Annotated in this window: 29 protein-coding genes; 16 read left to right on the forward strand and 13 right to left on the reverse strand. The window is 31.6% G+C overall.

Annotated elements, in window-relative coordinates; genetic code table 11:
- Positions 1-144: 144 nt before the first annotated feature.
- Together LQ677_RS07495 and LQ677_RS07500 are read left to right on the forward strand one after the other, a co-directional pair.
- Entirely contained in the window at positions 145-903 is a 759-nt protein-coding gene (locus LQ677_RS07495; protein ID WP_037589303.1) for a threonine/serine exporter family protein, read from the forward strand.
- Between the two features lie 10 nt (positions 904-913).
- The gene (locus tag LQ677_RS07500) at positions 914-1,375 is read left to right on the forward strand and encodes a threonine/serine exporter family protein (protein WP_037589302.1); all 462 of its coding nucleotides are present in this window, start codon (positions 914-916) and stop codon (positions 1,373-1,375) included.
- A gap of 51 nt (positions 1,376-1,426) precedes the next feature.
- Here the strand turns inward: LQ677_RS07500 and LQ677_RS07505 are convergent, their stop codons facing one another.
- On the reverse strand, positions 1,427-1,870 hold the full coding sequence (locus tag LQ677_RS07505; RefSeq protein WP_049319665.1) for a YtoQ family protein: 444 nt from the start codon (positions 1,868-1,870) through the stop codon (positions 1,427-1,429).
- Between the two features lie 106 nt (positions 1,871-1,976).
- Here LQ677_RS07505 and LQ677_RS07510 point away from each other — a divergent pair, with 106 nt between their 5' ends.
- Entirely contained in the window at positions 1,977-2,495 is a 519-nt protein-coding gene (locus LQ677_RS07510) for a GNAT family N-acetyltransferase (RefSeq protein ID WP_126476709.1), read from the forward strand.
- Between the two features lie 77 nt (positions 2,496-2,572).
- Here the strand turns inward: LQ677_RS07510 and LQ677_RS07515 are convergent, their stop codons facing one another.
- A complete protein-coding gene (locus tag LQ677_RS07515) occupies positions 2,573-3,373 on the reverse strand; it encodes an ABC transporter permease (protein ID WP_239748237.1) in 801 nt (266 codons plus the stop codon).
- Positions 3,374-4,179: 806 nt separating this feature from the next.
- On the opposite strand from LQ677_RS07515, the gene LQ677_RS07520 reads away from it, so the two are divergent.
- Entirely contained in the window at positions 4,180-4,587 is a 408-nt protein-coding gene (locus LQ677_RS07520) for a GNAT family N-acetyltransferase (RefSeq protein WP_239748238.1), read from the forward strand.
- 165 nt (positions 4,588-4,752) lie between these two features.
- Here LQ677_RS07520 and LQ677_RS14840 read toward each other — a convergent pair whose 3' ends face one another.
- Entirely contained in the window at positions 4,753-4,839 is an 87-nt protein-coding gene (locus tag LQ677_RS14840; RefSeq protein WP_159315940.1) for a type I toxin-antitoxin system Fst family toxin, read from the reverse strand.
- A 159-nt stretch (positions 4,840-4,998) separates the two neighbouring features.
- On the opposite strand from LQ677_RS14840, the gene LQ677_RS07530 reads away from it, so the two are divergent.
- The gene (locus LQ677_RS07530) at positions 4,999-5,370 is read left to right on the forward strand and encodes a hypothetical protein (RefSeq protein WP_025905698.1); all 372 of its coding nucleotides are present in this window, start codon (positions 4,999-5,001) and stop codon (positions 5,368-5,370) included.
- 157 nt (positions 5,371-5,527) lie between these two features.
- On the opposite strand, the gene LQ677_RS14845 is transcribed toward LQ677_RS07530, so the two are convergent.
- Complete coding sequence (locus tag LQ677_RS14845; RefSeq protein WP_239704784.1) at positions 5,528-5,629, reverse strand: type I toxin-antitoxin system Fst family toxin; 102 nt, start codon at positions 5,627-5,629, stop codon at positions 5,528-5,530.
- Positions 5,630-5,683: 54 nt separating this feature from the next.
- On the opposite strand from LQ677_RS14845, the gene LQ677_RS07535 reads away from it, so the two are divergent.
- A complete protein-coding gene (locus LQ677_RS07535; protein ID WP_239748239.1) occupies positions 5,684-6,268 on the forward strand; it encodes an adenylyl-sulfate kinase in 585 nt (194 codons plus the stop codon).
- A 60-nt stretch (positions 6,269-6,328) separates the two neighbouring features.
- Here LQ677_RS07535 and LQ677_RS07540 read toward each other — a convergent pair whose 3' ends face one another.
- Positions 6,329-7,552, reverse strand: coding sequence for an Nramp family divalent metal transporter (locus LQ677_RS07540; RefSeq protein WP_239748240.1), 1,224 nt, complete (start codon positions 7,550-7,552; stop codon positions 6,329-6,331).
- Between the two features lie 28 nt (positions 7,553-7,580).
- Complete coding sequence (locus LQ677_RS07545) at positions 7,581-8,522, reverse strand: agmatinase family protein (protein WP_025905703.1); 942 nt, start codon at positions 8,520-8,522, stop codon at positions 7,581-7,583.
- Between the two features lie 151 nt (positions 8,523-8,673).
- On the opposite strand from LQ677_RS07545, the gene LQ677_RS07550 reads away from it, so the two are divergent.
- From LQ677_RS07550 to LQ677_RS07560, 3 genes are all read left to right on the forward strand, one after another.
- Positions 8,674-9,510, forward strand: a complete 837-nt coding sequence (locus LQ677_RS07550) for a hypothetical protein (protein WP_239748241.1) — start codon at positions 8,674-8,676, stop codon at positions 9,508-9,510.
- Between the two features lie 123 nt (positions 9,511-9,633).
- The gene (locus tag LQ677_RS07555; protein ID WP_239748242.1) at positions 9,634-11,067 is read left to right on the forward strand and encodes a sucrose-specific PTS transporter subunit IIBC; all 1,434 of its coding nucleotides are present in this window, start codon (positions 9,634-9,636) and stop codon (positions 11,065-11,067) included.
- 63 nt (positions 11,068-11,130) lie between these two features.
- Positions 11,131-11,463 carry a hypothetical protein gene (locus LQ677_RS07560; RefSeq protein WP_159315799.1) on the forward strand — a complete coding sequence of 111 codons (333 nt, stop codon included), beginning with the start codon at positions 11,131-11,133 and terminating at the stop codon, positions 11,461-11,463.
- An 82-nt stretch (positions 11,464-11,545) separates the two neighbouring features.
- On the opposite strand, the gene LQ677_RS07565 is transcribed toward LQ677_RS07560, so the two are convergent.
- Complete coding sequence (locus LQ677_RS07565; RefSeq protein WP_239748247.1) at positions 11,546-12,103, reverse strand: TetR/AcrR family transcriptional regulator; 558 nt, start codon at positions 12,101-12,103, stop codon at positions 11,546-11,548.
- Positions 12,104-13,080: 977 nt separating this feature from the next.
- Positions 13,081-13,980 (reverse strand): ABC transporter substrate-binding protein, encoded by a 900-nt coding sequence (locus LQ677_RS07570; RefSeq protein ID WP_107576910.1) that lies wholly within the window; start codon positions 13,978-13,980, stop codon positions 13,081-13,083.
- A gap of 136 nt (positions 13,981-14,116) precedes the next feature.
- Here LQ677_RS07570 and LQ677_RS07575 point away from each other — a divergent pair, with 136 nt between their 5' ends.
- Entirely contained in the window at positions 14,117-15,016 is a 900-nt protein-coding gene (locus tag LQ677_RS07575; protein WP_239748252.1) for a DNA-3-methyladenine glycosylase family protein, read from the forward strand.
- Between the two features lie 55 nt (positions 15,017-15,071).
- On the opposite strand, the gene LQ677_RS07580 is transcribed toward LQ677_RS07575, so the two are convergent.
- Entirely contained in the window at positions 15,072-15,491 is a 420-nt protein-coding gene (locus LQ677_RS07580; protein ID WP_037589290.1) for an OsmC family protein, read from the reverse strand.
- A gap of 179 nt (positions 15,492-15,670) precedes the next feature.
- Here LQ677_RS07580 and LQ677_RS07585 point away from each other — a divergent pair, with 179 nt between their 5' ends.
- A complete protein-coding gene (locus LQ677_RS07585) occupies positions 15,671-16,723 on the forward strand; it encodes an ABC transporter permease (protein ID WP_239748254.1) in 1,053 nt (350 codons plus the stop codon).
- 2 nt (positions 16,724-16,725) lie between these two features.
- Positions 16,726-17,403: an ABC transporter ATP-binding protein gene (locus LQ677_RS07590; RefSeq protein WP_107565335.1), complete on the forward strand. Its 678-nt coding sequence runs from the start codon at positions 16,726-16,728 to the stop codon at positions 17,401-17,403.
- A gap of 53 nt (positions 17,404-17,456) precedes the next feature.
- Here the strand turns inward: LQ677_RS07590 and nfsA are convergent, their stop codons facing one another.
- The 4 genes from nfsA to LQ677_RS07610 all read right to left on the reverse strand — a co-directional run bounded on the left by nfsA (position 17,457) and on the right by LQ677_RS07610 (position 21,945).
- On the reverse strand, positions 17,457-18,212 hold the full coding sequence (nfsA, locus tag LQ677_RS07595; RefSeq protein WP_239748255.1) for an oxygen-insensitive NADPH nitroreductase: 756 nt from the start codon (positions 18,210-18,212) through the stop codon (positions 17,457-17,459).
- A 193-nt stretch (positions 18,213-18,405) separates the two neighbouring features.
- On the reverse strand, positions 18,406-19,596 hold the full coding sequence (locus LQ677_RS07600) for an MFS transporter (RefSeq protein WP_239748256.1): 1,191 nt from the start codon (positions 19,594-19,596) through the stop codon (positions 18,406-18,408).
- A gap of 254 nt (positions 19,597-19,850) precedes the next feature.
- Entirely contained in the window at positions 19,851-20,159 is a 309-nt protein-coding gene (locus LQ677_RS07605) for a hypothetical protein (protein ID WP_239748257.1), read from the reverse strand.
- Positions 20,160-20,661: 502 nt separating this feature from the next.
- Positions 20,662-21,945 carry a homocysteine synthase gene (locus tag LQ677_RS07610; protein ID WP_037589286.1) on the reverse strand — a complete coding sequence of 428 codons (1,284 nt, stop codon included), beginning with the start codon at positions 21,943-21,945 and terminating at the stop codon, positions 20,662-20,664.
- Positions 21,946-22,135: 190 nt separating this feature from the next.
- Here LQ677_RS07610 and LQ677_RS07615 point away from each other — a divergent pair, with 190 nt between their 5' ends.
- From LQ677_RS07615 to LQ677_RS07630, 4 genes are read left to right on the forward strand one after another with little or no spacing between them, the layout of a single operon-like run.
- Positions 22,136-22,879 (forward strand): amino acid ABC transporter ATP-binding protein, encoded by a 744-nt coding sequence (locus LQ677_RS07615; protein WP_239748258.1) that lies wholly within the window; start codon positions 22,136-22,138, stop codon positions 22,877-22,879.
- Positions 22,880-22,889: 10 nt separating this feature from the next.
- On the forward strand, positions 22,890-23,717 hold the full coding sequence (locus tag LQ677_RS07620; RefSeq protein ID WP_103362169.1) for a transporter substrate-binding domain-containing protein: 828 nt from the start codon (positions 22,890-22,892) through the stop codon (positions 23,715-23,717).
- Positions 23,718-23,728: 11 nt separating this feature from the next.
- Complete coding sequence (locus LQ677_RS07625; RefSeq protein WP_037589283.1) at positions 23,729-24,424, forward strand: amino acid ABC transporter permease; 696 nt, start codon at positions 23,729-23,731, stop codon at positions 24,422-24,424.
- A gap of 5 nt (positions 24,425-24,429) precedes the next feature.
- Positions 24,430-25,134, forward strand: coding sequence for an amino acid ABC transporter permease (locus LQ677_RS07630; RefSeq protein ID WP_239748259.1), 705 nt, complete (start codon positions 24,430-24,432; stop codon positions 25,132-25,134).
- Positions 25,135-25,215 lie beyond the last annotated feature (81 nt).

Here is a 25,215-nt window from a genome sequence, read left to right on the forward strand (position 1 = left end):
AAAATTATCGCGCTCAATTCAGTTTTGGAAAATCTCAGTTATAATATAAATATAAATTAGAATTTTTTTGAAGGAAAAGTTAAATTGTAATGTTATTTTTGATATTCTATTATAGATATAAAGATAAAGTGAGGTGTATAGTATATGAATCAACAACGTTATCCTAAATCTTTAGTTCAAGAAATTGTGATGAATGCTGGTTTAGTATTGTTAGAAGCGGGATCGGAGGCTTTTAGAGTTGAAGATACGATGTATAGAATGGCTAAACGATTAGGGTATCCGAATAATCAATGTTATGTCAGTTCAACGATTATAAATTTCGCTTTAGATATTGATGATAATATTAGAGTTTATAGAGTTAGTAAACGAGATACTAATTTAGGCAATATCCACCGAGTAAATAATATTTCTAGAATGTTAGATAAAGGGCAAATATCTGCTGAAGAAGCATTGAAACGTATTCGTACTATACATAAATCTCCATTACCATACTCATTACCGTTTAAAATGATTGCTGCAGGTTTCATTTCAATTTTCTTCCTATATTTATTTAGTGGACATAAAGAAGATATCATCGCTACATTTATTGGTGGTGCAATAGGTTATTCTATAGTGGAAATCCTACATTCATGGACACGTGTTAAATTTATAGCAGAAATTATTGCCGCAAGTGTCATCGCATTAATCGCTATTTATAATCAAATGTTATTTGGTGGAGATGCTTTAAATATTGCGATTATATCTGCAGTTATGCCGATTGTGCCAGGTGTACTCATAACGAATGCGATTCAAGATTTATTTTTAGGACAATTATTAGTTGGTATATCTAAAGGATTAGAAGCAACTTTTACTTCTATTGCCATTGGTGTCGGTGTAGGTATTGTGTTGTTAATATTCTCATAAGAGGTGAATTATGGTTATTACGATAATATTAAACATTGTATTTAGTTTTGGTACTGCTTTCTTTTTTGCTTTATTATTTAATTCACCTAAATATTTATTAACTCCTGCTGGTATCGTTGGTGCCATCGGGTGGGTTGCTTTTCAAACGGGTATGATAGTCAATGGATCTGATGTACAATCTTCGTTTATTGGCGGTTTGTTTATAGGTGTGGCAGGACATATCATGAGTAGAAAATTCTTCTCACCAGTTATTCTCTTTATTATTCCTGGTATCATACCACTTGTACCTGGGGGCACAGCCTATGAAGCGATTAAAAATTTAATATTAAATGATTATCATGAAGCATTAATTACGATGATAAAAGTTGCGCTTATCTCAAGTTCAATAGCACTTGGATTGCTCATAGCAGATTTATTATCGAAAGTTTACTATAAATTTAAGAAACATCGACAATTAAATAAAGTTAAATAAAAAGGTTATCACGCATGTATTGTCATTAATAAGCGTCATAACCTTTTATTTTTATTCGTAAATATATTTAAGGACTTCTAATGCTTGGTCTACTGTCTCAACAGTGACATTTGCTTTGTTAGATAACTCTTTAAGTGGGTGAATTAAGTCAGTTGGTCGTATAAGTATTAACGGCTTGTTTAAAGCAATCGCCGTAGAAGCATCCATTGCTGTATTCCATTGTTTATATTTTTCACCAAATAATGCAATGACAACATCTGCTTTATTCATTAACACTTGCGTACGGAAATTATTAATATCAGAAGCGGCATGATCTTTATAATAATTATTAGGTTGTTCACCTAAAATAGATTCACCAATATTATCAGAACGATCATGGTTAGTTTGTGGACCAACAAACGTTAACGGTAAATTGTGCTGTTCAGCTTTCTGAGTGATTTCTTCTCTCCAATTATCATGAATTTGTCCTGCTAAATAAATCGTTAAATTTGTCATACGAATATTCACTCCTTTTTTATTAGTTTAACATATTTAAAACAATTGCTTTCTTTGATATGATTAGAAAAATATAAATAAAAAAGTATGGAAGAAGGCTCTCAATATGCATACAATCGAAATAACAGCTATTCAAGAAAATGAAATAGAAGCTTTATCAACAATATGTAGAACGACTTTTAAAGATACATTTATAGACGACATGCCACAAGAAGATATGAATCAATATTTTGAAGAAGCATATAATCATGAAATACTTTTAAGCGAACTGCAAAATAAAGAATCATGGTACTTCTTTGCAAAAATCAATCAAGAAATAGCAGGGTACATGAAACTCAACATTGGATCAGCACAAACAGAACCAATGGGAGATGACTATTTAGAAGTACAACGTTTATACATGTATAAGCAATTTCAGTCAAAAGGAATCGGCAGTGAACTCATGAAAAAAGCCTTTGAAATTGCTAAAGAACAACAAAAATCAAAACTGTGGCTAGGCGTATGGGAACATAATCACCAAGCACTGAACTTCTATACTAAACATGGGTATAAAATAGTAGGATCACATCAATTCGTTGCAGGTAATGACATATCAACCGACTATATCGTTGAGACAGAAATTTAGTGATGAATATAATACATAAAAAAGAGACCTAATTCCAGGTCTCTTTTTTAAAGTAACTATGAATCATTTTATAAATTCTACATAAAATCTGAAAAGTAATCTCTATATTTATAGTTAACATATGCTCCAATAATAAAAGTGATTAAAAGAAAAGCAAAATTATATATCACTAAATCCCAATTATTAATAAAGAACCATTCTTTATATAGAATCGCTGAACGGTATCCTTCAGCCAGAAAATAAATGGGGTTATATTTGATAATATTTATGACAATTTTATTATCTGGTAGATAAAGAATAGATGATACAAAAAATAACATTCTCATTAAAGCTTGTATAATCATTTGAGTGTCTCTTATTATGACGTTTAAAGTCGATGTAAATATAGCTATAGATATCGAAAGTAAAAGTGCATATGGAATAAATATTAATAATTGTATTAAATATATTGATGGTGTATATCCAGCAATAAAGCATATTAAAGTTATAATGCCCAATAGCACTAAATGACTATAAAATTTACTCACAACGATATAACTAGGTAAGATTGAAATTGGAAAGTTCATTTTTGCTACTTGATAATATTTCATAGTAATAGACCTAGTTCCATCTAGAATCCCCTGATTAATAAAAAACCACATACTTATACCTACTATTAGCCAATAAATAAATGGAATTCCTTCCATCTCATGATTACTTCTAAATCCTAGCCCAAAAATGAACCAGTATATTGCAATTTGGATCATAGGATTTATTAATTCCCAAGCAGTACCTAAATAGTTATTAGTATTTGCAATTCTAATTTCAAAATTAGCTAACCTTTTAATTAAATAAATATTTTTAACCTGTTCTTTTAAAATGAATACAAAAGATGACATACACGTGCGCCTACTTTATTTAATATTTATTATTTTTACATAATTTAACCACAATTCCATTTATTTGTAAATGTTGTTTTGAAGTAGGCGATCTTTGTTGTAAAATTAACTTAAACGTAGTGAATCATAGGAAGAAAAATATATTATGTAAATCACTGCACCTTAGACAAAGGATCTTAATAATGGTGTATTTAGGAGTGATTGCATTGCTATACTTAATAATTATTTTATTCATTGTAGGTTATACTGCATTTAACACGTGGGTACAGGTATATGGATTAAAGAGGTATAATAAAAAAGTTTCCAAAAAGCTATTTAGAAGTATATTACTAACAAATTTAGCGTTCGCTATAATATTAATCATCTTCTATATCTGTTTTCCTTAATAAAGATACAGATGCATTTGAAGATGTTTGGAATCATATAGAATATTTTATCTTCATAATTTTCTCATATTGAAATGAAAGAAGTGATTAATGTTAGGAGGGGTATTTATGATTAAAATGCTCTTTATATTTTCAATTGTTTTTGTGATTTATTATTTATTTTGGAAATTATACATTATCTGCGCAAAGTTTTTGAAACAACAAAGAAGAACAAAAAATAACTACATAGTTAAACATATATTACTTTCATCTGGTGAAAGACTTAGTCACGTAGATTTTATAGTCGTACTATTGTTAACTTACTTAAGTTGTAGGTAGACCATATTAAGATACTAATGCTATATTTGATGAAGATTATACAATAAACATAAGTGTGTGATATTAGAGTGGAATATAATTCTATAGAAGGTGCAGGTATTGATGAAATTCAACAAAATAACCAGTGTCGAAAGTAACTCAATTATTAGGGATCTATTTCAAAATATATTGAACATAGAAAGTATAAAAGATGTTGAAGAGTATTACAGTATAACTGAAAATGAACTGTATTCTGTTAGTAATAATGAACGTATAGTAGGACTAGTGGGGTTAATCAGTACTGAACAAGAAGTTGTGATTAAACATATCGCTATTCAAAGTCACTTACAGAATAAAGGGCTAGGAACTGAGATTATAAATAAAATACATCAATTATTCCCTAAACAGAAGTTAGTAGCTGAAACGGATAATGACGCAGTAGGTTTTTATACTAAAATAGGATTTAAAATTATTTCTTTAGGGGAGAAATATCCAGGAATTATTAGATATAAGTGTATCAAAGAGTTCTGAAAGGTATAAAAATAAGGTGATTAATGTATATTTTACACATGACATGACATGTAATAGGTGGTATAATGTAATAAATAGAAATAATTGTTATATTTTAACATTTTATCTCATTTTTATATGGAGTAGTGCTTGAACTTATTAATGGTGTTGGCTAAAAGTCGCCTATTATTTTTTATAATTCTCTGGCCAATGAGAAAAGTAAGCTATTGCACATTCATATATAATGGGTGCAACGATGTGGACAAAAGTAATTACTGTAAAACCCCCTCACTATGCCAGTAGTAAGGGGGTTTTTAATGCAATATTTCATTTATCGTTTGGACTTGATTTAGAGTTTTGGTTATCATTATTTTAGAAGATGATTGTGGTAATACACATACTAATTATTTTAAAATCAAGTGGTGTTTGAATATGCTTGAGAATAAAGAGAGTTTTAGATTACTTTATCAAGCTATAAGCGAACTATCAGTTAGAATTGGTGATAATCAATTAGAGACAAACTCTGTAAGTTTATTATTATTGGATTTTGATTTTGAGCATGAGGTGTTTGATAAACTTATGTTAGCTATTATGAAGTATTTGGGTAATGTAAGTTTAGATGATATAAATCATAGAGAACTTTTGGAATTGATAGATCAGACTATTCCAGAGGATAGACAATTAAATGAATTTGTGAAGAACAAAATCATTATAGGTTTTGCTAATAATTATTTTCCTGAATTACAGACTGTAGCAAATCACATAAAGAATGAAATGGGTATGTCTATTGCTAAAAGTAAATGAATTTTTTGAACATCAATGTTAATTTTACACATGACATGAAATGCAATAGGTGGTATAATGTTACTAACAAAAGCAATTGTTGTGACTCAACACCAAACCCCCTCACTATGGCCGTAGTGAGGGGTTTTTATTAGTGGTGTCGGCTAAATGTCGCCTATTATTTTTTCTTACGATTCTCTAACCAATGAGAAAAGTAAGCTATTGCACATCCACATATAATGTTTCTTACTCTTGGAGAGCGGTATATGGTTAAAAACAATTTTAATCTATATTGTGAACATTTTGAGTGTCTTCTATAGAAAAGGGTGAACTTATGATTATTTGGTTAAATGGGGCGTATGGTTCTGGAAAAACGACTGTGGCTTTTGAATTGAATAAGAGATTATCTAAATCTTTTGTTTATGATCCTGAAAATTTAGGTTTCTTTATACGTCATAATATACCTAAGAATTTACATAAAGATAATTTTCAAGACCATAATCAATGGAGATACTTTAATTATGATTTATTAAAGTATATAGCAGAGTCATATGACGGTATAATCATTGTACCTATGACGATCATTAATATTGAGTACTACCAAGAAATAATTGAACGCTTAAAAAAAGATGGGATTCGATTAGAACATTATATACTGTATGCAAATAAGAAAACTTTAAATAGACGTTTGAATAAAAGATTGGAATTGGGAGAAACATTTGCTCGTATTCATATGGACGACTGTATTGAGTTTTTTGATAATGTTGTTACAGAATATAAAATATACACAGATCAATTAAATGTTGATCAAGTTGTTAATGAAGTCGCTCAAAAGAGTCAATTAAAGCTATTAAAAAATAGAAATTGGCTAAAGAGAAAACTCGATAGAATTTTAACGACATTTAAGCATATTAGATGATTAAATGTTATTTTCCAAGACGAAACCCCCTCACTAATGTGATAGTGAAGGGGTTTTGATTTATCCGATAAAGCTTTGTATAGCATCTATTAAACTGTAGACACCTAAAAATGATACGACAAGTACGACGAATAGTCCGATGATGTTAAGGACGATGCCGTTTGCAAATTTACCCATCATATTCTTTTTATTTAATATTACAAAGATTAATATTGCGATGAGCGGTAAAATGATGCCATTTAATGCTTGTGCGATTAGTAAGACTTCTAATGGTTCGAATCCGAGTGAAGAGGTGATGATACCTATGAAAATGACGATTGCGAACACGAGTCTATATTTTTTACTTTTCACGCCACCTTCCCAACGGAGACAACTACTGATTGTTGCTGCGGCACCCATTGGAGAGGCAATTGCTGAAGATAGACCTGCTGAGAATAATCCGACACTCATAAATATAGGTGCAAAGTCTCCTAAAATTGGCTTAAGTGGTTCAGATAACTCGACTAAACTTGAGACTTCTTTTCCATGGATGAGTGTGCCTGAAGTAATCAGTATGGCAGCAGAAATCAGTCCACCTAATCCTATCGCAACAATTGTATCGATTCTTACAATTTTTAAATCTTTTATACCATTAAATCGTTCGTGTATGGAACTGGCATGGATAAAGAAATTATAAGGTACTACTGTTGTACCTATTAGTGCGATAATAGTTAATAATGAGCCGTTAGGTATGCTCGGTATGAATGCACCTTTTAAGACAGCACCGAAATCTGGTTGAATGACAATCACTGTTGTTATAAAGATGACACCCATAATGAGCACGAGTACGGTCATAACTTTTTCTATTAAATCATAACTACCGCTTAACCCGATTAACAAAATAACAATACCAATGACAGGTGCAATATAATTTTCAGGAATACCTAGTAAATAGGCAGCACCTAACGATGTTCCTAATAAATCCCCCGATATGTATGCTGCACAACCAACTGCGACAGCAATCATACTGAACCAAACTGTGATGAGTTTAAGTAATTGGTGATTAAAAATATCCCGTATAGCTTCTCCTAAACCTTCATTTGTAACAAGCGCCAATCGAGCAACCATTTCTTGAAGTGCAATCGTTGCAATGATTGAGAAGACTACTGCCCAGAGTAAGCTGTATCCAAATCCTGCACCACCTTGAGTCATGGTTGTAACGGTACCAGGACCAACAAATGATGCAGTAATAATCATTCCGGGACCAAAAATACTAAACTTACTTCTTTCTCTCTTTTCAGTCATATCTTGTCATCCCTTCGTTTGTAAGGCGTTAAACTTTGTTTAAATACTTAATATGGCCGGCTAATACATAAAGTACAGCAGTTGAAACAAAGTGAGCAGAGTTCTGATTCGCATCTTGCATTGGATAAACTTCAACAAAGTCCATACCAATAAGACCTAACTTTCCAAATTCATAAATCATTGTTAATAGTTCATAACTTGTTAACCCATTGCCATCAACAGGGCCGCCTGGATTAAAAGCGAAATCGAGTACATCACTACAGATCGTTAAGTAAACGACATCTACATCTTTACTTGCTTGAGCATAAATATCACGCGCAAACTGACGTAAATCAGATGTTTCTTTAATTTCATTAATTGTGATAGTAACCGCACCATTTTCTTTAGCGAATTGTCCCGTTTCAGGCTGGTTACGAGGTCCATGAATACCAGTATGAATTAAGCTTTCATTTCGAATGCCTTCTGTTTCGTACAACCTCATGAAAGGTGTATTACGCGCAAATTGTTCATTTTCATAGTGAGGCATATTATCATAGTGCGCATCTAAATGAATAATTCCTACTTTTTTCCCGGTGTTCGTTAATCCTTTTAAAATTGGATAGGTGATACCGTGATCGCCACCTAATCCAACTAAAAATTTATTAGATTTCCATAAATCTTCAGCAAATGCTTCGATGTTCTGAACCGTTTGATCAACATCATGTGGTACAGTTGAAACATCACCTACATCCCCGATAGATAAATGTTTATGTACATCTATGTGATCTAATTCAGGTAAATATCCACTATATCTAGCAGAAGATAATCTAATTTGCTTCGGCCCTAATTCACACCCAGTATAATCTCCCCAAGTGCAAGGTCCTTCGAAAGGGACGCCATATACGAGAACGTCTGTAGAATAATCTTTTTCTTTTGTTAAGTTTTTACCACCTAAAAAGCAAGGTGTATTGCCATAAATTCGTTCTGTCATTGTAAAAGTTCTCCTTTCAATTATTTATTCACATTATATAAAAGTAATCATGCGTTTTCAAACTTTTCTGAATATTATTTTTGAAAAAGGGAATATTAATTTTAATATATTAATTAAATTTCACTTAAAATGATTGGAGGGATTTATAATCATGATATATAAATGTGTATGGATGGTTACTGCTATATTGCTATTAACAGGATGTAGTATCACAATAGGAGATCCTCAAAATCACAATCAAAAACCTTCGAAATCCAATAATAAACAGCAGAAAAATAAAAAAGAAACGCCAAAAATTAATGTTTTATCACAAGATTTTTCTGATCATTATATGAATGAAAACCATGTTACGGGATATAGAGGATTAGTGAAGACAATGGATAAATCAGAAATAGAATCTAAATATGGAGATGAAGAAGAAGTACGTAATTTTTTAGGAAGAGAAGGGCATGTTTATGGGAATTTTATGGTTATGTATTATTTGAGTGAAGGTTATCCAGTTAAACAATTTAGTATCGTTCCTAGTAATCACGTTACTTACAAAGACTTTGTAGATTTTCATGGTGAACCAACACAAGATTTAAGAACGAGACAAGGACATTCATTTGTTGTTTATAACAAGACGAATCATAACGGCTATCAAGTTGCTGTATATACAAAAGGAAATACTGACGATGATAATATTCAATATATCATGCAATTTCCAGATGACTTTCAGTTTGAAAATTCAAGGGATAATCAACAAACAACTATTACGAGAGAGAATGTATTTGATGCAGTAGAAGCATTTGAAGGTATAGATAAAGATGATACAGATCATATCATTTGGAAAGAACCTAAGAAGAAAGGTGACGTGTTTGGATTTTCATATTCAAGTAAAGATGGCAAACTACTTGGTTCTTATAATGTTAGTGAAGATGGATATGTTGAATCCTTTAATGAAAATGGCAAAAAAATTAGAGCTGGTTATATTAATTTAAATCAGTAAAATTACATTCGTAGCGTTGACAATTTTAATGGAACCGATTACAATCATATCATGTTAATATATTTTTTTGAATCTTTTTGGTACCGGTACCAAAAAGGGCGGGATAAATAAGGAGTGAAATGAATGAATTATAAAAAGGAAGCTCAGAATATTACTGAAGCAATAGGTGGGAAAGATAATATTGAAGCTATTGCGCATTGTGCCACACGCTTAAGACTTGTATTAAAAGACGAGTCTCAAGTAAATGAAGATCAATTAAATGATATGGATGTTGTTAAGGGGACTTTTTCAACGGGTGGTCAATACCAAATTATTATAGGTTCTGGAACGGTAAATAAAGTCTTTGCGGAAATGGAATCTTTAACAGGGTTAGAGCCATCTACGACATCAGAAGTAAAAGAAAAGTCGACTAAGAAATTAAATCCGATTCAGCAATTTGTAAAAATGTTATCAGATATATTTGTTCCTATTATTCCTGCAATTGTAGCAGGTGGTTTATTAATGGGGATTAACAATATTTTGACAGCTAAAGATTTATTTTATGATAAAGCGTCATTTATTGATGTACATAGTCAATTTGCAAGTTTAGCTAATATGATTAATGTTTTCGCAAATGCACCATTCGTATTTCTACCAGTTCTAATAGGGTTTAGTGCAGCGAAGCGGTTTGGAGGAAATGCATTTCTTGGAGCTGCACTTGGTATGATACTTGTGCATCCTAGTTTAATGAATGGTTATGATTATCCTAAAGCTTTAGTAAAAGGCGACGAAATCCCAACGTGGGAAATTTTTGGACTTTCTATCAAAATGGTTGGTTATCAAGGACAAGTGTTACCTATATTAGTCGCATCTTACATACTTGCTAAATTAGAAATTGGATTTAGAAAAGTCATCCCTTCTACTTTAGATAATTTGTTAACACCATTACTGTCATTATTCTTTACAGCATTTGTTACATTTTTAGTCGTTGGACCAGTTACACGAACTGCAGGGACATTCTTATCTGACGGTTTAACTTGGTTATATGAAACGGGTGGCGCAATCGGTGGATTATTATTTGGATTATTATATGCACCGATTGTTATTACTGGTATGCATCATAGCTTTATCGCTATTGAAACAACATTGATTGCAGATAAAGCAAATACAGGCGGATCATTTATATTCCCAATTGCAGCAATGTCTAACGTTGCACAAGGGGCAGCAACACTTGCAGCTTTCTTTATTGTGAAGAATCATAAGATGAAAGGTACTGCTTCAGCAGCAGGTATTTCTGCATTGTTAGGTATTACAGAGCCAGCTATGTTTGGTATAAACTTAAAATTACGTTATCCATTTATCGGTGCGATTATAGGATCAGGTGTTGGTTCTTGTTATGTAGCTGCAACAAAAGTAAAAGCTATTGCACTCGGTACAGCAGGATTGCCAGGATTTATTTCTATAGCTCCAGGTAGTTGGTTTAACTATATTATCGGTATGGCGATAGCAATTGTTGTCGCATTCGTTGTTACAATTGTATTATCTAGAAGAAAAGCATATAGAGATATGCAATCATAATATTTGTTACGACCTCTCATTATTTCGTACAATAGAAGTAGTTATTAAATGGAGGTATTGAACATGAAATTAAATGAAATTGATGAAAATGAATTATATCCTACAGAAAAAGTTGGTCCAAGTGTATTAGGAACAATTATTTATAAAGTAGGCGAACAAAGCCAATTTAAAGGGGCATATATTACAACAAATGAACGTGTTATTATGAGCGTTGATATGAACGGTGAACCTTATAAAAGAGTATTTAGTTATCAAGATATCAAAGCAGTTACAATAGAAGATAAAGGTGTATTATTTATTGAATTCCTCCCACAAGGAAAAGTTGCAATGATTGATATTGAAGAAGGCGACAAAGAAGCATTCAAAGATTACGTTAACAATCTTGTTCAACAATAAATAACATCGTTAAAAACCTTTCAATGAAGACTAGAACTGGTCTAAATTGAAAGGTTTTTTTATATACAAATGATGAAATAGATTAACTGTTATTCAATCCAATAATATTGACTTCGTTAAATATTTTATCAAGCTTTTCATAGTCTAAATCATTATTTGTGGACTTTGACCAATGTATAATACCAGCTAAATTAGAAGCGTAAATAAAAGGTAGTAAAGATTGAGGTAAATGCTCTGGTGTTGAAACCATATTGATATTATTTTTGAAATCTTTGCTGAATACTTCAATAAAGTACTTAGCGATTTCGTCCATAAATGCAGTATCACTATTATCTTTTTGCTTTTCAAATACGTCACTTAACTCACTGATAAATGCCTTTTCCATCGATTGAAATGGATGATGTAGACGGTCGTATAAATCTAATTCAAAGAAATCTTTTGTATATTCGCTTAATGCATATTGTAAGAGATCAAACTTATCCATAAAATGCTTGTAAAATGTTGTTCTATGTATAAGAGATTCATGACAAATTTCATTTACAGTAATCTCTGAAAAATTCTTCTCTTTAAGAATCGAGATTAATGTTTCTGTGAGTGCTTTTTTAGTTTTAATCACGCGTAAATCCGTTTGTTTAGTCAAAATTAATTCCACTCCTTTAATATACAGTGTATGCATAAAAATTATGAAATGCAAATAGGGAGGTTGTGAATTACAGTTGATATGAGTTTTGTATGGGAGCGTGTCGTTATTAGCAGTTTTGATGAGAAGTGCAAATACTGAGGTTGTTATTAGCAGTTTTGGTGAGAAGTGCAAATACTGAGGTTGTTATTAGCAGTTTTAGTGAGAAGTGCAAATACTGGTGTTGTTATTAGCAGTTTTGGTGAGAAGTGCAAATACTGAGTGCGTTATTAGCAGTTTTGGTGAGAAGTGCAAATAAGGAGACCAGTAATTACAATTCTCAGTAGTTTTGTAACTAAGGCGGCCCATAGTAACAATTCGGCTGAGTTTTGTAATTAAGGAGGTCCATAGTAACATTTCGGCGGAGTTTTGTAATTAAGGAGGTCCATAGTAACACTTCGGCCGAGTTTTGTAACTAAGGCCGTCCATAGTAACAATTCGGCGGAGTTTTGTAATTAAGGAGGTCTATAGTAACATTTCGGCGGAGTTTTGTAATTAAGGAGGTCTATAGTAACACTTCAGCGGAGTTTTGTAATTAAGGAGGTCCATAGTAACAATTCTCAGTAGTTTTGTAATTAACAACTCCGTTACGAACAAGTTTAGCTAGAAGTGTTCACATGGCCCTCGTTATGAACAAGTTTGGCAGAAAGTGTTCACAAGACCCCCGTTACGAACAAGTTTAGCTAGAAGTGTTCACAAGACCCCCGTTATGAACAAGTTTAGCTAGAAGTGTTCACAAGACCCCCGTTATGAACAAGTTTGGGCAGAAGTGTTCACAAGGCCATCGTTACGAACAAGTTTGGCCAGAAGTGTTCACAAAGCCATCGTTATGAACAAGTTTGGCCAGAAGTGTTCACAAGCCCGTCGTTACGTACATATTTAACAACCCCCATATATAATAGAAGAGACTAGGTCACAATGACCTAGTCTCTGCATTATTACTTAGTTAACATATCTTTGAAGTATTTAGATTGTTTTTCGATTGAAATTGGATCTGAATACATAAATTCATTTCTTGGATAGTAGTACACGTGGTCTTCTTTAACTGCTGGTGTGTTTTTCCAAATGCTACCTTTAGTTAATGAAGAACTTGGTGCTTTTCCATTTTCAGTTGGGATTAATAAATAATCACCAGTGTATTTATTAAAGTTTTCGAATGATGTTGTTAACCAACCTTCTTTAGGAATGTCTTTTTGTGCTGCTTCTGGATGTTTAAATCCAAATCCTTGATAAATGACTTCTGAACCTCTACCAAAGTTCTTACCGATTAATGTAAGTTCTTTAGGTCCAACTTCCATGATAGAAACTGTGCTGTCTTTACCAATTTTGTCTTGAACTTCTTTCCCGTCTTTAGCCATGATATCTTCTAATTCTTTAACTTGTTCTTTAGCTTTATCTTCTTTACCTAATAATTTCCCGATTTCAATGTGTACTTCTTTAAAAGTACGTTTACTGTGGTCGAATGGTACAGTAGGTGCTATTTTTTCATATTTTTTAATTTGTGGGTTAGCATTATAAGTAATGATTAAATCTGGTTTAAGCTTTGTAACAGCTTCAACATCTTCAGAACCAACACGTTTCCCGTCTTTATCGTCAACATATTTTGATTTAGGGAAATCAGCATCTGTTCCGACTGGATCTACACCAAGTTTTTGGAAGTTACCTTGGTTAGTTGTTAATACGACAACACGTTTTGGATTGTTAGGAATTTCAACTGTTTTACCTTCATCTGTTTTATATTTGTGAGTTTTGCTTTTAGATGAGTCATCATCTTTGTTGCCACAAGCTGCTAATACAAGTAACAATGTAGCGAGGAATACAAGTAATTTTTTTGTCATTTTTCTCTCTCCTAAGTGATAATTACTTTCAATTATATCATGTTAATTTGTTAAATAGTATCCATTTTTTTATTTTAAATTTGTTTATGAATTGTAAATAATGGATAATAAACTGTAACGATGGAGGTGATGTATCATGCATGAAATTAGAATAGAATGTCCCAAAATATTCGACTATGAAAAATGCTTAGATTATTTAAAAAGAGATGAGAATGAAGTGTTATTTGAAGTTGAAGATCATAAAATTTATCGTGCGATTAATTTAGATGGCGAGCGACTGTTGATGTGTATTTATTATCATCGCCATTACTTAATTGTTGAGATTTTAAATGATGTTTCTGTAAATCCCGCACTTACTGAAAAAATAATTGCATATATAGAAGAATGGTTCGATTTCTCAGCAGATTTATCATCGTTTTACCAATATGGTAGAAAAAATGAAATACTAAAGCCATTAATCCAGGAATTATATGGTTTAAGATTGATTAGAATTCCAAATTTATTTGAAGCTATTTCCTGGGGCATAATTGGACAGCAAATTAATTTAACATTTGCATACCAACTTAAAAAGAGACTTGTTCAAACATATGGCGAAAAAATAACTTACAATCATAAAGCTTATTATATCCATCCTACAGTTGAAGTGATTGCGAATGTTTCTGTACAAGAGTTAATGGATTTAAAATTTTCAAGAAGAAAAGCAGAATATTTAATAGATATTGCGAAAAGAATGCATTCTCAAATGTTATCTAAAGACATGTTGTTGGATATTGAAGATACAAATGAAATTGAGCGCACACTTATTAAAAATAGAGGGATTGGTCCTTGGACAGCACATTATGTTATGATGCGTGCGTTAGGTGTTCAGGATGCTTTTCCAATCGGGGATGTTGGTTTACAAAACGCATTGAAAGACATCTTGAATTTAGGTAAGAAACCATCTAAAGAACAAATGTTGAGTTTGAATGAAGGTTGGCATGAGTGGAGTTCATATGCAACGTTTTATATATGGCGAGCGCCACATATTCAAAATTAAAGAGTTGGATTGAAATCTCTACGATAAATAGGGTATTTCATCCAACTCTTATTGTTTAGTCTAAAGTTTGTTCTTCACCATTAAAGATAAGTTTCGGTTCAATTGTTGCTTTTAAAGAATGTGCAACCGTACAATATTTTTCGACACTCAGTTTTATGGAACGCTTTAATTTTTTTAAATCCACTTCACCTTCAACATCAAAGATTAATGTGACATGTTTCACTGCTCGAGATGTTGTATCTTCTCTTTCATCATCTACAGTAATTTCTAATTTCGTAACTTGTGCTAAACGTTCTTTCATTAAATTGGTAACATCAATTCCAGTACATCCAGCTAAACCGCTTAGCATAAGTTCAACAGGAGATGGACCGTTGTCATCTCCACCTGATTCTGTTGGTGCATCAGAGATGATGTCATGGCCAAATTTGGATTGTGCTTTAAAAGTTTTCTTACCTTGCCAAGTAGACTTAATCATTAAGCTCTCCTCCTCTTTTTCTAAATTGTATCAACTTCAAATAATATAGACTAGTAAATCGTCTTTCCCATAATCATTCATAAAATAAAAAAATTTGTTTTATGTCTTTTTGTTCATATTCAGTTCATATTGCCTCGCTATGATATGTATATACATTAAAGAGAGAGGAACGGATAGACATGAAACTAGCACTTAAAGAGCTTACTTATTACAAATTTAAATATCTACTCGTAACATTAATTTTATTCTTATTAGCATTTTTAGTGTTATTTATATCAGCTTTAGCACAAGGGTTAGCTAAAGAGAATGTATCGGGAATTGAACAATGGAATAAAAGTACGTACGTAATCGCCAGTGATGCTGACAATAACTTGAGTCAGTCTAATATTACGACGAAAACTGATGACGCTGTTAATACAATCACTAAAGGCGACACAATCAAAACAGCAATGCAAAAAATAGATACTAAAAGCGGGAAAACGGATTTAATGTTTACACAAATGACAAATAACATTAAACCGAAACCAACAGAAGGACATTTACCTCAAAATAAAAACGAAGTGTTATTGAATGAAAAATTAAAAGCAGAAGGTTTTAAAGTAGGGGACGAAATTAAATTATCAGAAGGCGATCAATCATATAAAATCTCAGGATTCGCTGATAACATCATGTTCTCACATACATCTATGGCATATGTAAATGAAAATGGTATGGATGCGTTGAAAGGTCATCATATTTCAGTCATTGCATATGACAACTTGAATGATCATCAAAAAAGTGAAATCAACGACATAGACAATGTTAAAGTCATTTCACAAGATGACATGTTAAATGCTATTCCTAGTTATAATGCAGAACAACAACCATTGAACTTGATGATTGTATTCTTATTCGTTATTTCAGCGATAGTTATTACGGCATTTTTCTATGTTATGACAATTCAAAAAACAAGCCAATTTGGTATTTTAAAAGCAATCGGTACAAAAAACATATCACTTATCGCATCATTAATGCTGCAAATTCTGATGATTACATTAGTGGGCGTGGTCTTATCCATTGCCGTTATATTTATCATCAACAGTGTGATGCCAGTTTCAATGCCATTCTATATTGACGGAAACTTAATGATGTTAATGGTAGCCGTATTCATCGTAGTTTCATTAATCGGCGCAGTACTATCACTGATTAAAGTGACAAAAATCGAACCACTTGAAGCTATAGGAGGAGAATAATAATGGGATTAGTTGTTGAACATGTTACAAAATCATTCGGAGAAAATGAAGCAAAAACACAAGTATTAAATGACATTACATTTACAGCAGAAAAAGGACAGCTTGTTATTTTGAATGGCGCTTCTGGTTCAGGGAAATCTACATTGCTTTCTATTATTGGTGGATTACTTGGCAAAAGCTCAGGAGAAATAACTTTAGACGATTTAGATTATGTAGACTTATCAGATAAAAAACTAACAGATATGAGATTGAATCAAATTGGATTTATCTTTCAATCATCGCACTTAATACCATATTTAAATGTTACAGATCAACTTGTTTATGTTGGAGAAATGGCTGGCATGCGTAAAAAAGATGCTAAAGAAAGAGCTGAAAAATTATTAAAACAAATTGGTTTATCTCATCGACTTAAATCATATCCAAATGAATTGTCAGGCGGAGAAAAACAACGTGTTGCAATTATGAGAGCTTGGATGAATCATCCAAAAATGATTTTAGCAGATGAACCTACTGCAAGTTTAGATTCAAAACGTGCAATAGAAGTAGCAAAAATGATTAAAAATAGTGTAAAAGAAAATAATTCAATTGGTATTATGATTACACATGATGAAAGAATATTTGAATTTGCAGATAAAGTGATTAAATTAAGTGACGGAAGAATTGAGGAACAAGTATCATAATTAGAAAAAGCGGCTGGAGATTGTTAATCATCTCACAGTCGCTTTTTGTATGTTTATTTTTTAATAAATCCTTTGAGATTTAATTTTTCTAGAATGTCTGGTCTTGTTTTTTTGCTCATCATATTCTTAATTTGTTCTGACCAAGATTCTGAACGTTTACCTTGTGTGCGTTTTTCATAATATTCTTGAATGTCTTTGTCATATTGTTTAATTTGACTAAGTTGTTGTTCTTTGTCAGCATTGTATTGATTTTCGTGGAAGACATGTTCAAATGGTAAGCGTTGCTTAGGTGACCCTTGATCGTCATCACTTGGTACACCGACAGCCATACCGAATAGTGGGAAGACATGCTCAGGTAAGTTTAATATCTCACTCACTCGACCAACATCGTTACGTAATGATCCTAAATAAACAATGCCTAGCCCCATATCTTCAGCTGTTAATGCTACATTCTGTGCAGCAAGCGCAACATCTATTGTACCAACGAGCAAGCCTTCAGCTGACTCAAAACTAGGTTGCATATTGCCTTGTGTTTCTTGGTTAATTAAATTATGACGGTAATAATCTATCACAAACACAAATAAATAACCGTTATCGACAACATGTTGTTGTCCTGATACTTCTTTTAATGCTTGTTTAATTTCTGGGTCTGTAATACCAATAATAGAATAAGCTTGAACGTAACTTGAAGTTGAAGCCATTTGTCCTGCTTTTACTAATTTTTCTACAGTCTCTTTAGAAAGAGGTTCATCTTTAAAATGTCTAACAGATCGGTGCTGTTGTGTTAAGTCAAATACGCTTTGATTCATTGTGTTCAGTGCTCCTTTATAATACTTATGATATATAAATGTTATCAAAAATATTAAAAATATTCATATAAGGTGCTTTAAAGAGTAAATAAAAAAGAGCGTTGCCAATGATTTCTATAAGTATCATTACTTAGTGATTTTACTTCTCTTCCAAAATTCTCATAAATAAATCCAGAATTTTCTTTTTGTCTGATTATATATTTTCTCTCTTAGGTAACTTAATTAATAATAAAGGAAATAGAGAAATGAACATTATTCCTCCAATAATATTAAAGGTAAATTTGATACCTATACTGTCAATAGTTAACTTGCATAATAAGATAGCTACTAAAGTTGCTATTTGCGGTAATGTATCAATCAGACTCCATATTCTTCCCTGAAATTCAACAGATACTTCATTTTGAATGATTGAGTTTATAGCAGACGTTAAGGTAGTATATCCAAAACCTAATATAAATAAGGAAATATATATAACTAGCTTATCGGGTGCTATAGTAAAAAGAATATATGAGATAACTGATATTATAAGCCCTATTTTGAATAAAAAATTTACAGAAAGTCTATTAGTACACTTTGCATTTAAAATTCCTGCCAATACAAAACTTAATCCTGAATAAGAAATAATAAGAGAATATTCTTTATCAGTAACATTAAATAATTCTTTCAAATAAACAATTTCATAAGAGTCAATTGAAACACTTAGAGAAACAAAAAAGCAATCACATAATAATAAAATTTTCAATATTTGAGTTTTACTTATATATACTAATGAAGACTTTATATCATTTAATAATATTTTAAAAGATATACCCTTTTTGTTAAAAGTTCTATAATTTGGATGATTATTATATCTTATGAACGAAACTAATAAGACAGAAGACATGAAACACGCAAATTGAAAAACAAATGTATATTTTATATCTATACTAATTAAAAATGCTCCAATTATAGGACCCAATATATATGCTATAGATGATATAGTTGCTCTATATGAATTAACCTTATGTCTATTGGACTTATTCGTAAATGTAGTAATTAGTGGGTTTATTGAAGCTGAAATAAACGGTGATAATGAAAAAAACAGTATTGTAATTAAAAAAATATATATTTCGTTATTATTTAAAAAAAACATGAATGATAAAAGGCATATGCCTTTTATTAACTCGCAAATTATAAGTGCATATTTATGATTAGTTCTGTCTACGATGCTACCAGAAATCAAACCAATTATAGAGGGCATTGTTAGTCTTATAATCCAAAAAAATGTTAAATATTGCACCCCCCCTTTTTCTGCAAATATAATACTTAAAATTACTAAAGACATGCTATCTGCTAGAACACTAACAAATCTAGTAAACAAAAGTGTTTTTACAAATTTAGACATTTTTGTATCAAACCTTCCATAAAATATTTACACAAAGGTAACCTTATTTGACAATATTAAATTGCTATCCTTAAAATTATTCCATATTTCTAATTTTAGATTTGGATCTTTTTCTAACAAATACATATCATATTCATTAATATCTACATCACCATAACTATAATTAACCGGAAATTTATCTAAAATATCCGAAAAACTATCAAATTTTTTTAAGACAGATTTATATAGAATTTAATTAATTAATAGATAGCTCATCACATTAATCTCCAATAAATAAATATAATAACCAGAGAGATAGTTAAACGTATAATTTGATGTGCCAAAGAAAATTTTCCTTTTAAAAAATTACCATTTAAAACAGCCCCTAACTGTATTAATAGTAATCCAATTAGTAAAGAAATCATTTTATTAAGAGAAAAGTCACCCCACACAGAGTAAATCATAAGTATCGAACCAACAATGAATATAGATATATTTAAAATAGGTAAATTCTTTTTTATTGAAAGTATAGAAACAAGTATATTTAAAATACTGTATATTAGTATTATTAGTTTTAAAATCATTATAAAATCTCCTTTATTTAAGTTACATAATATATACATAATTTACATATTATGTAACTTATGATTTTATATTATAACCGTAGGGAATAAAAGTAAATATAAATTATCGATTTTATTTGAAAAAAATGAATTTTCTGAATTTTAATCGTATATACTTTGCATTGCTAAATCAATTGATTCATTAACAACATCCTGATTAATTCCAATGTATCTCAGTGTTACAGATTGAGAGAACTGAATATAACGATCAATAAGTCTGGGGTAGAAATATTCTAGAAAGGAAAAATACAGTGAAAATTTGCAGCGATTTTGTAAAGTGCTGACGCCTGAGGGAATAGTATGAGTGAGAGACTACAGGCTCGAGCCATACCCTAGGCAAGCATGCACGAACAAAATCGTAGATTTAAAAAAATACCACCTTATATATACTGAATAAATCAGTAAATAAGGTGGTATTTAATTTGAGTTAGTAATTTTATCCTAAACGCTTATTAAGTGAAACTTATTTAATTTTATTTAACGCTTGTTCTAAATCTTTAATAATGTCTTCGCTAGATTCTGTACCTACTGATAAGCGGACTAAGTCTTTTGTAACGCCTGATGCAAGTTGTTCTTCATCTGTTAATTGTTGGTGTGTTGTACTTGCTGGATGTATGATAAGTGATTTAGAATCACCAACGTTTGCTAATAAAGAGAATAAATTCAGTGCTTCAACAAATTCTGGAATAGCTTCTGAATCACCTTTAACACCAAATGTTAAGATAGCACCTTGGCCATTTGGTAAGTATTTAGTTGCGAGTTCGTGATATTGATTAGATTTAAGACCAGGATAATTAACCCAGCTTACTTTTTCATGATTTTCTAGAAACTCTGCAACTTTTTGAGCATTTTCAGAATGACGTTCTGTTCTTAAATGTAAAGTTTCAAGTCCGATTAGGAATTGTTGTGCATTAAATGGGGATAGTGCTGGTCCAATGTCTCGCAATAATTGTACACGTGCTTTCGTAATGTATGCAGCTGCACCAACGTCATTGACATAAGATACACCATGATAACTTGGATCAGGTTCGACTAATCCGGGGAATTTGCCATTATCCCAGTTAAATTGACCACTATCTACAATCACACCACCAATTGATGTACCGTGACCACCAATAAATTTAGTCGCAGAATGGACAACGATGTCAGCACCAAATTTAATTGGTTGTAGTAGGTGAGGTGTAGCAAATGTATTATCGACGATTAATGGAATACCATTATCGTGTGCAACTTTAGCAACAGCTTCAATATCTAATACATCTATACGTGGGTTACCGATTGTTTCAGCGAAAATAAGTTTCGTATTTTCATTGATTGCTGCTTCAAAATTTGCTGGATCATCTGGATCTACAAAGTGAACTTTAATGCCAAATTTCTTTAAAGTTACAGCAAATAAATTATATGTACCACCATATAGGTTAGTAGATGCGACTACTTCAGAGCCACTTTCTGCAATATTTAATATACTCAACGTAATGGCTGCTTGACCGCTACCAACACTTAATGCTGCTAGTCCGCCTTCTAATAAAGCGATACGTTTCTCGAATACATCATTCGTTGGGTTCATGATTCGAGAATATATATTACCTTCTTCAGCTAAAGCGAATAAGTTCTTCGCATGTTCAGTAGATTTAAACGTATATGAAGTTGTTTGATGAATAGGTACAGCTGTAGAACCTGTTACAGGATCAGGTACTTGTCCACCATGAATGGCTAAAGTTTCTTTATTCCAATTTTCTTGTGTCATAAAAATAATCCCTCCTAAAGTTATATATGTCATTATAGTCAGATAATTTAAAAAATTCAATTAAATCCGAGTTAAAAGATAAGAAAATTTTATAAAGCCTTTTAAAATGCAATTTTAGATTAAAACCGACTTTACTTATAAGAATAGTTGTGATAAATTCAAAATATTATTACGTTCGGGAGTGAATGACTTGCTTAAAGTTGAAGGGTTGTATCATAAATTTGGTACACAAGAAATTTTGAAAAATATAAATTTTGAACAAGAAAAAGGTACCGTCACAACAATTATTGGACCAAGTGGATCGGGGAAGACGACGCTACTAAGAAGTTTAAATATGCTTGAAACACCATATAAAGGATTGATCGAACTAGGGAATTGTAAGTTCGATGTGGAAAATTATCAAAAGCAGCATGTTACGCACTTAAGAAGTCAATCTGCAATGGTCTTTCAACACTATAATTTGTTTAAAAACCGTACGATTTTAGAAAATATTACAGAAGGTTTAATATACGGACAAGGAATGAAGAAGAAAGATGCTAAAGAAAAAGCTATGAAGTATCTTAAGAAAGTATCTTTAGATGATAAAGCAGATGTTTATCCTGTTCAATTGTCAGGTGGACAACAGCAACGAGTTGGTATCGTGAGAGCACTCAGTATCGAGCCTGAAGTATTGTTATTAGATGAACCAACTTCAGCACTTGATCCGGAATCTGTACAAGGTGTGTTAAATATTATTCAAGAAATCGCAAGCGAAGGTAGAACGATGGTTATTGTAACGCATGAAATCCAATTTGCGAAAGAAGTATCTGATCAAGTTGTGTTTATGGATAAAGGTGAAATTATTGAAAGTGGAACACCTGAAGCCGTTATTGATAATCCAGCGTCTGAACGTACGAGAAGATTCTTAAGTCGTTTAACACCAGTCGGATTGTAGGAGGTAAAGAATGAAGTATATTAAATTATTGATTTTGATGATGCTCATCATTTCTTTATCTGGTTGCGGCACAATCACGAAAGAAAATAACGGTAAAAAAGTAGTTAAAGTAGCTTTATCTGCAGAAGTTAATCCACCTTATTTATATACAGATAGTGATAATAAACCAGTCGGATACGATATGGATTATATGAAAGAACTTGAAAAGAAATTACCGCAGTATGATTTTCAATATGAATTCGGAGAAGAAGAATCTAACGTTGTTGGTATTGGTGTTGGTAAATTTGATATGGGCATTAATTGGTTCTTCAAAACGCCTGAAAGAGAGCAGAAATTCTTATATCAGAAAGAACCTTATGTTTATTCTTTAACAACGCTTATTGTACATAACGATACAAATGATATTGAAACTTTAGATGACTTACAACATAAAAGGCTGACGCCTATGTCACCGAGTGGCGGCTTATATTCAATATTAACTGGTTACAACAAGACACATAAAAATCAAATCGACATTGATGAAATTCATAAAGTTTCAAATGGTGAGAATTTCAAAATGATTGAATCTAAAAGAAGAGATGCCATGTTCTTAAACTTAACAACTTACCAAGCGATTCAAAAAGAGCTCAATGCTGATGTAAAAGTTGGTGGCGTTGTTTCAAAAGAATCTGTTCATATTTTATATAACAAGAAAAATACGCAATTACAAAAAGATATAGACAAAGCGACTAAAGAATTAAAAGAAGACGGTACGCTAGAGGAATTATCTAAAAAATGGTTTGGATTTAATATATTTGATGATAAAGAGTCATTAAATGATATTAAAGACCGCTTATAAGGAGGAGACATATGGGAACAACTACTTGGCCAGATTTGTTTGTGCAAATACTGGATAAACTACCAATAACATTGTTAATAACCGTTCTTTCTCTTTTATTTGCGATGATATTAGGGCTAGTATTAGCAGTTATTAGAATCAAAAAAGTACCTGCACTATCCCAAATCGTAAAATTATATGTATCCTTTGTTAGAAGTACGCCACTTATATTACAACTATTTTTAGTATATTTTGCGTTACCAATCATATTGCAGTGGATTTACATTGATATTAATCATTTTAGTAGACTTTTCTTTGTGATTTTGACATTCACGCTACATACTGGTTCATATTTATCAGAAGTGATGAGAGCTGGATATAACTCTGTTGATAAAGGTCAAATTGAAGCGGGGAAAACAGTCGGTCTTAATGATCGTACAATTTTATTAAGAATTATTATTCCACAAGGATTTAGAAATAGTTTACCAAACATCGGTAATCAAGTTATAGAACTGATTAAAGACACATCATTAGCGTTTACAATCGGTTTAATCGACATGATGGGACAAGTAAATTTAATTATCGGTAATAACTACGGACTAGGCATGTTTCCCGTATATGTCGCGATTTGTATCATTTACTGGGTTATCTGTATCATAGTCGAATTTATCGTGATGCTTTTAGAAAAGAAATACAATATTCCATATCAAACTGAACAAATGAGGTGAGCAATTTGACGATAGATTTTCCTTTTATGTATGAACATGTTGGAGATATTTTAAAAGGTGTGCCAACAACGTTATTAATAGCAGTTGTCAGTATGGTAATTGGTTTAGTGATAGGTACTGCTTTTGCATTAATAAGACAAGCTAAGTATCCAGTTATTAACCAACTTATTGTCATATTTGTTTCATTCTTTAGATCGACACCACTCATCGTTCAGTTGTTTGCTTTTTATTATGGGACGCCTGTAGTCATAGAGTGGTTAAACAAAATGTGGCATTTGAACATTAATCCAGATGGCATAAATCCTTTAGCAATTGTATTATTTGTATTTACATTACATTCAGCTGCTTATTTAACAGAAGTGATGCGTGGTGGTTTACGAAGTGTTGATGATAAACAAATAGAAGCGGCACTTACAGTAGGACTTAGAAAACGTCATATACTCATGAGAATTGTGATACCTCAAGCTTTAGGTTATGCAATTCCGAACTTAGGTAATCAATTTATTGCTTTAATTAAAGGGACAGCAATCGCGTTTGTTGTGCAAGTAACAGAAATACTCGCAATCAGCCAAATTATTGCTAACGATGGTTATCGTTTTGTTGAAGTATATATTATAGCTAGTGCAATATATTGGGTTATGGCTATCTTTTTCGAATGGATTTTTGGCAAGATAGAAAACAGAGTTGGAAAATATTTATATCAAACATAAAGCGCAAGGTCATAGATTATCATTTCCTAGGAAATTTTAACCATGACCTTGTTTTTTTATAACTTTACATCGTATAAGTGT

It is taken from the genome of Mammaliicoccus sp. Q-M61 (genome assembly GCF_022386055.1).
Lineage (GTDB): Bacteria > Bacillota > Bacilli > Staphylococcales > Staphylococcaceae > Mammaliicoccus > Mammaliicoccus sciuri_A.

What these genes read in the sequence shown, in the direction of transcription:
- LQ677_RS07495 (WP_037589303.1), top strand. Translation starts at nt 145, where the DNA reads ATGAATCAACAACGTTATCCTAAATCTTTAGTTCAAGAAATTGTGATG.
- LQ677_RS07500 (WP_037589302.1), top strand. Translation starts at nt 914, where the DNA reads ATGGTTATTACGATAATATTAAACATTGTATTTAGTTTTGGTACTGCT.
- LQ677_RS07505 (WP_049319665.1), bottom strand. Translation starts at nt 1,870, where the DNA reads ATGACAAATTTAACGATTTATTTAGCAGGACAAATTCATGATAATTGG.
- LQ677_RS07510 (WP_126476709.1), top strand. Translation starts at nt 1,977, where the DNA reads ATGCATACAATCGAAATAACAGCTATTCAAGAAAATGAAATAGAAGCT.
- LQ677_RS07515 (WP_239748237.1), bottom strand. Translation starts at nt 3,373, where the DNA reads ATGTCATCTTTTGTATTCATTTTAAAAGAACAGGTTAAAAATATTTAT.
- LQ677_RS07520 (WP_239748238.1), top strand. Translation starts at nt 4,180, where the DNA reads ATGAAATTCAACAAAATAACCAGTGTCGAAAGTAACTCAATTATTAGG.
- LQ677_RS07530 (WP_025905698.1), top strand. Translation starts at nt 4,999, where the DNA reads ATGCTTGAGAATAAAGAGAGTTTTAGATTACTTTATCAAGCTATAAGC.
- LQ677_RS07535 (WP_239748239.1), top strand. Translation starts at nt 5,684, where the DNA reads ATGATTATTTGGTTAAATGGGGCGTATGGTTCTGGAAAAACGACTGTG.
- LQ677_RS07540 (WP_239748240.1), bottom strand. Translation starts at nt 7,552, where the DNA reads ATGACTGAAAAGAGAGAAAGAAGTAAGTTTAGTATTTTTGGTCCCGGA.
- LQ677_RS07545 (WP_025905703.1), bottom strand. Translation starts at nt 8,522, where the DNA reads ATGACAGAACGAATTTATGGCAATACACCTTGCTTTTTAGGTGGTAAA.
- LQ677_RS07550 (WP_239748241.1), top strand. Translation starts at nt 8,674, where the DNA reads ATGATATATAAATGTGTATGGATGGTTACTGCTATATTGCTATTAACA.
- LQ677_RS07555 (WP_239748242.1), top strand. Translation starts at nt 9,634, where the DNA reads ATGAATTATAAAAAGGAAGCTCAGAATATTACTGAAGCAATAGGTGGG.
- LQ677_RS07560 (WP_159315799.1), top strand. Translation starts at nt 11,131, where the DNA reads ATGAAATTAAATGAAATTGATGAAAATGAATTATATCCTACAGAAAAA.
- LQ677_RS07570 (WP_107576910.1), bottom strand. Translation starts at nt 13,980, where the DNA reads ATGACAAAAAAATTACTTGTATTCCTCGCTACATTGTTACTTGTATTA.
- LQ677_RS07575 (WP_239748252.1), top strand. Translation starts at nt 14,117, where the DNA reads ATGCATGAAATTAGAATAGAATGTCCCAAAATATTCGACTATGAAAAA.
- LQ677_RS07580 (WP_037589290.1), bottom strand. Translation starts at nt 15,491, where the DNA reads ATGATTAAGTCTACTTGGCAAGGTAAGAAAACTTTTAAAGCACAATCC.
- LQ677_RS07585 (WP_239748254.1), top strand. Translation starts at nt 15,671, where the DNA reads ATGAAACTAGCACTTAAAGAGCTTACTTATTACAAATTTAAATATCTA.
- LQ677_RS07590 (WP_107565335.1), top strand. Translation starts at nt 16,726, where the DNA reads ATGGGATTAGTTGTTGAACATGTTACAAAATCATTCGGAGAAAATGAA.
- nfsA (WP_239748255.1), bottom strand. Translation starts at nt 18,212, where the DNA reads ATGAATCAAAGCGTATTTGACTTAACACAACAGCACCGATCTGTTAGA.
- LQ677_RS07600 (WP_239748256.1), bottom strand. Translation starts at nt 19,596, where the DNA reads ATGTCTAAATTTGTAAAAACACTTTTGTTTACTAGATTTGTTAGTGTT.
- LQ677_RS07605 (WP_239748257.1), bottom strand. Translation starts at nt 20,159, where the DNA reads ATGATTTTAAAACTAATAATACTAATATACAGTATTTTAAATATACTT.
- LQ677_RS07610 (WP_037589286.1), bottom strand. Translation starts at nt 21,945, where the DNA reads ATGACACAAGAAAATTGGAATAAAGAAACTTTAGCCATTCATGGTGGA.
- LQ677_RS07620 (WP_103362169.1), top strand. Translation starts at nt 22,890, where the DNA reads ATGAAGTATATTAAATTATTGATTTTGATGATGCTCATCATTTCTTTA.
- LQ677_RS07625 (WP_037589283.1), top strand. Translation starts at nt 23,729, where the DNA reads ATGGGAACAACTACTTGGCCAGATTTGTTTGTGCAAATACTGGATAAA.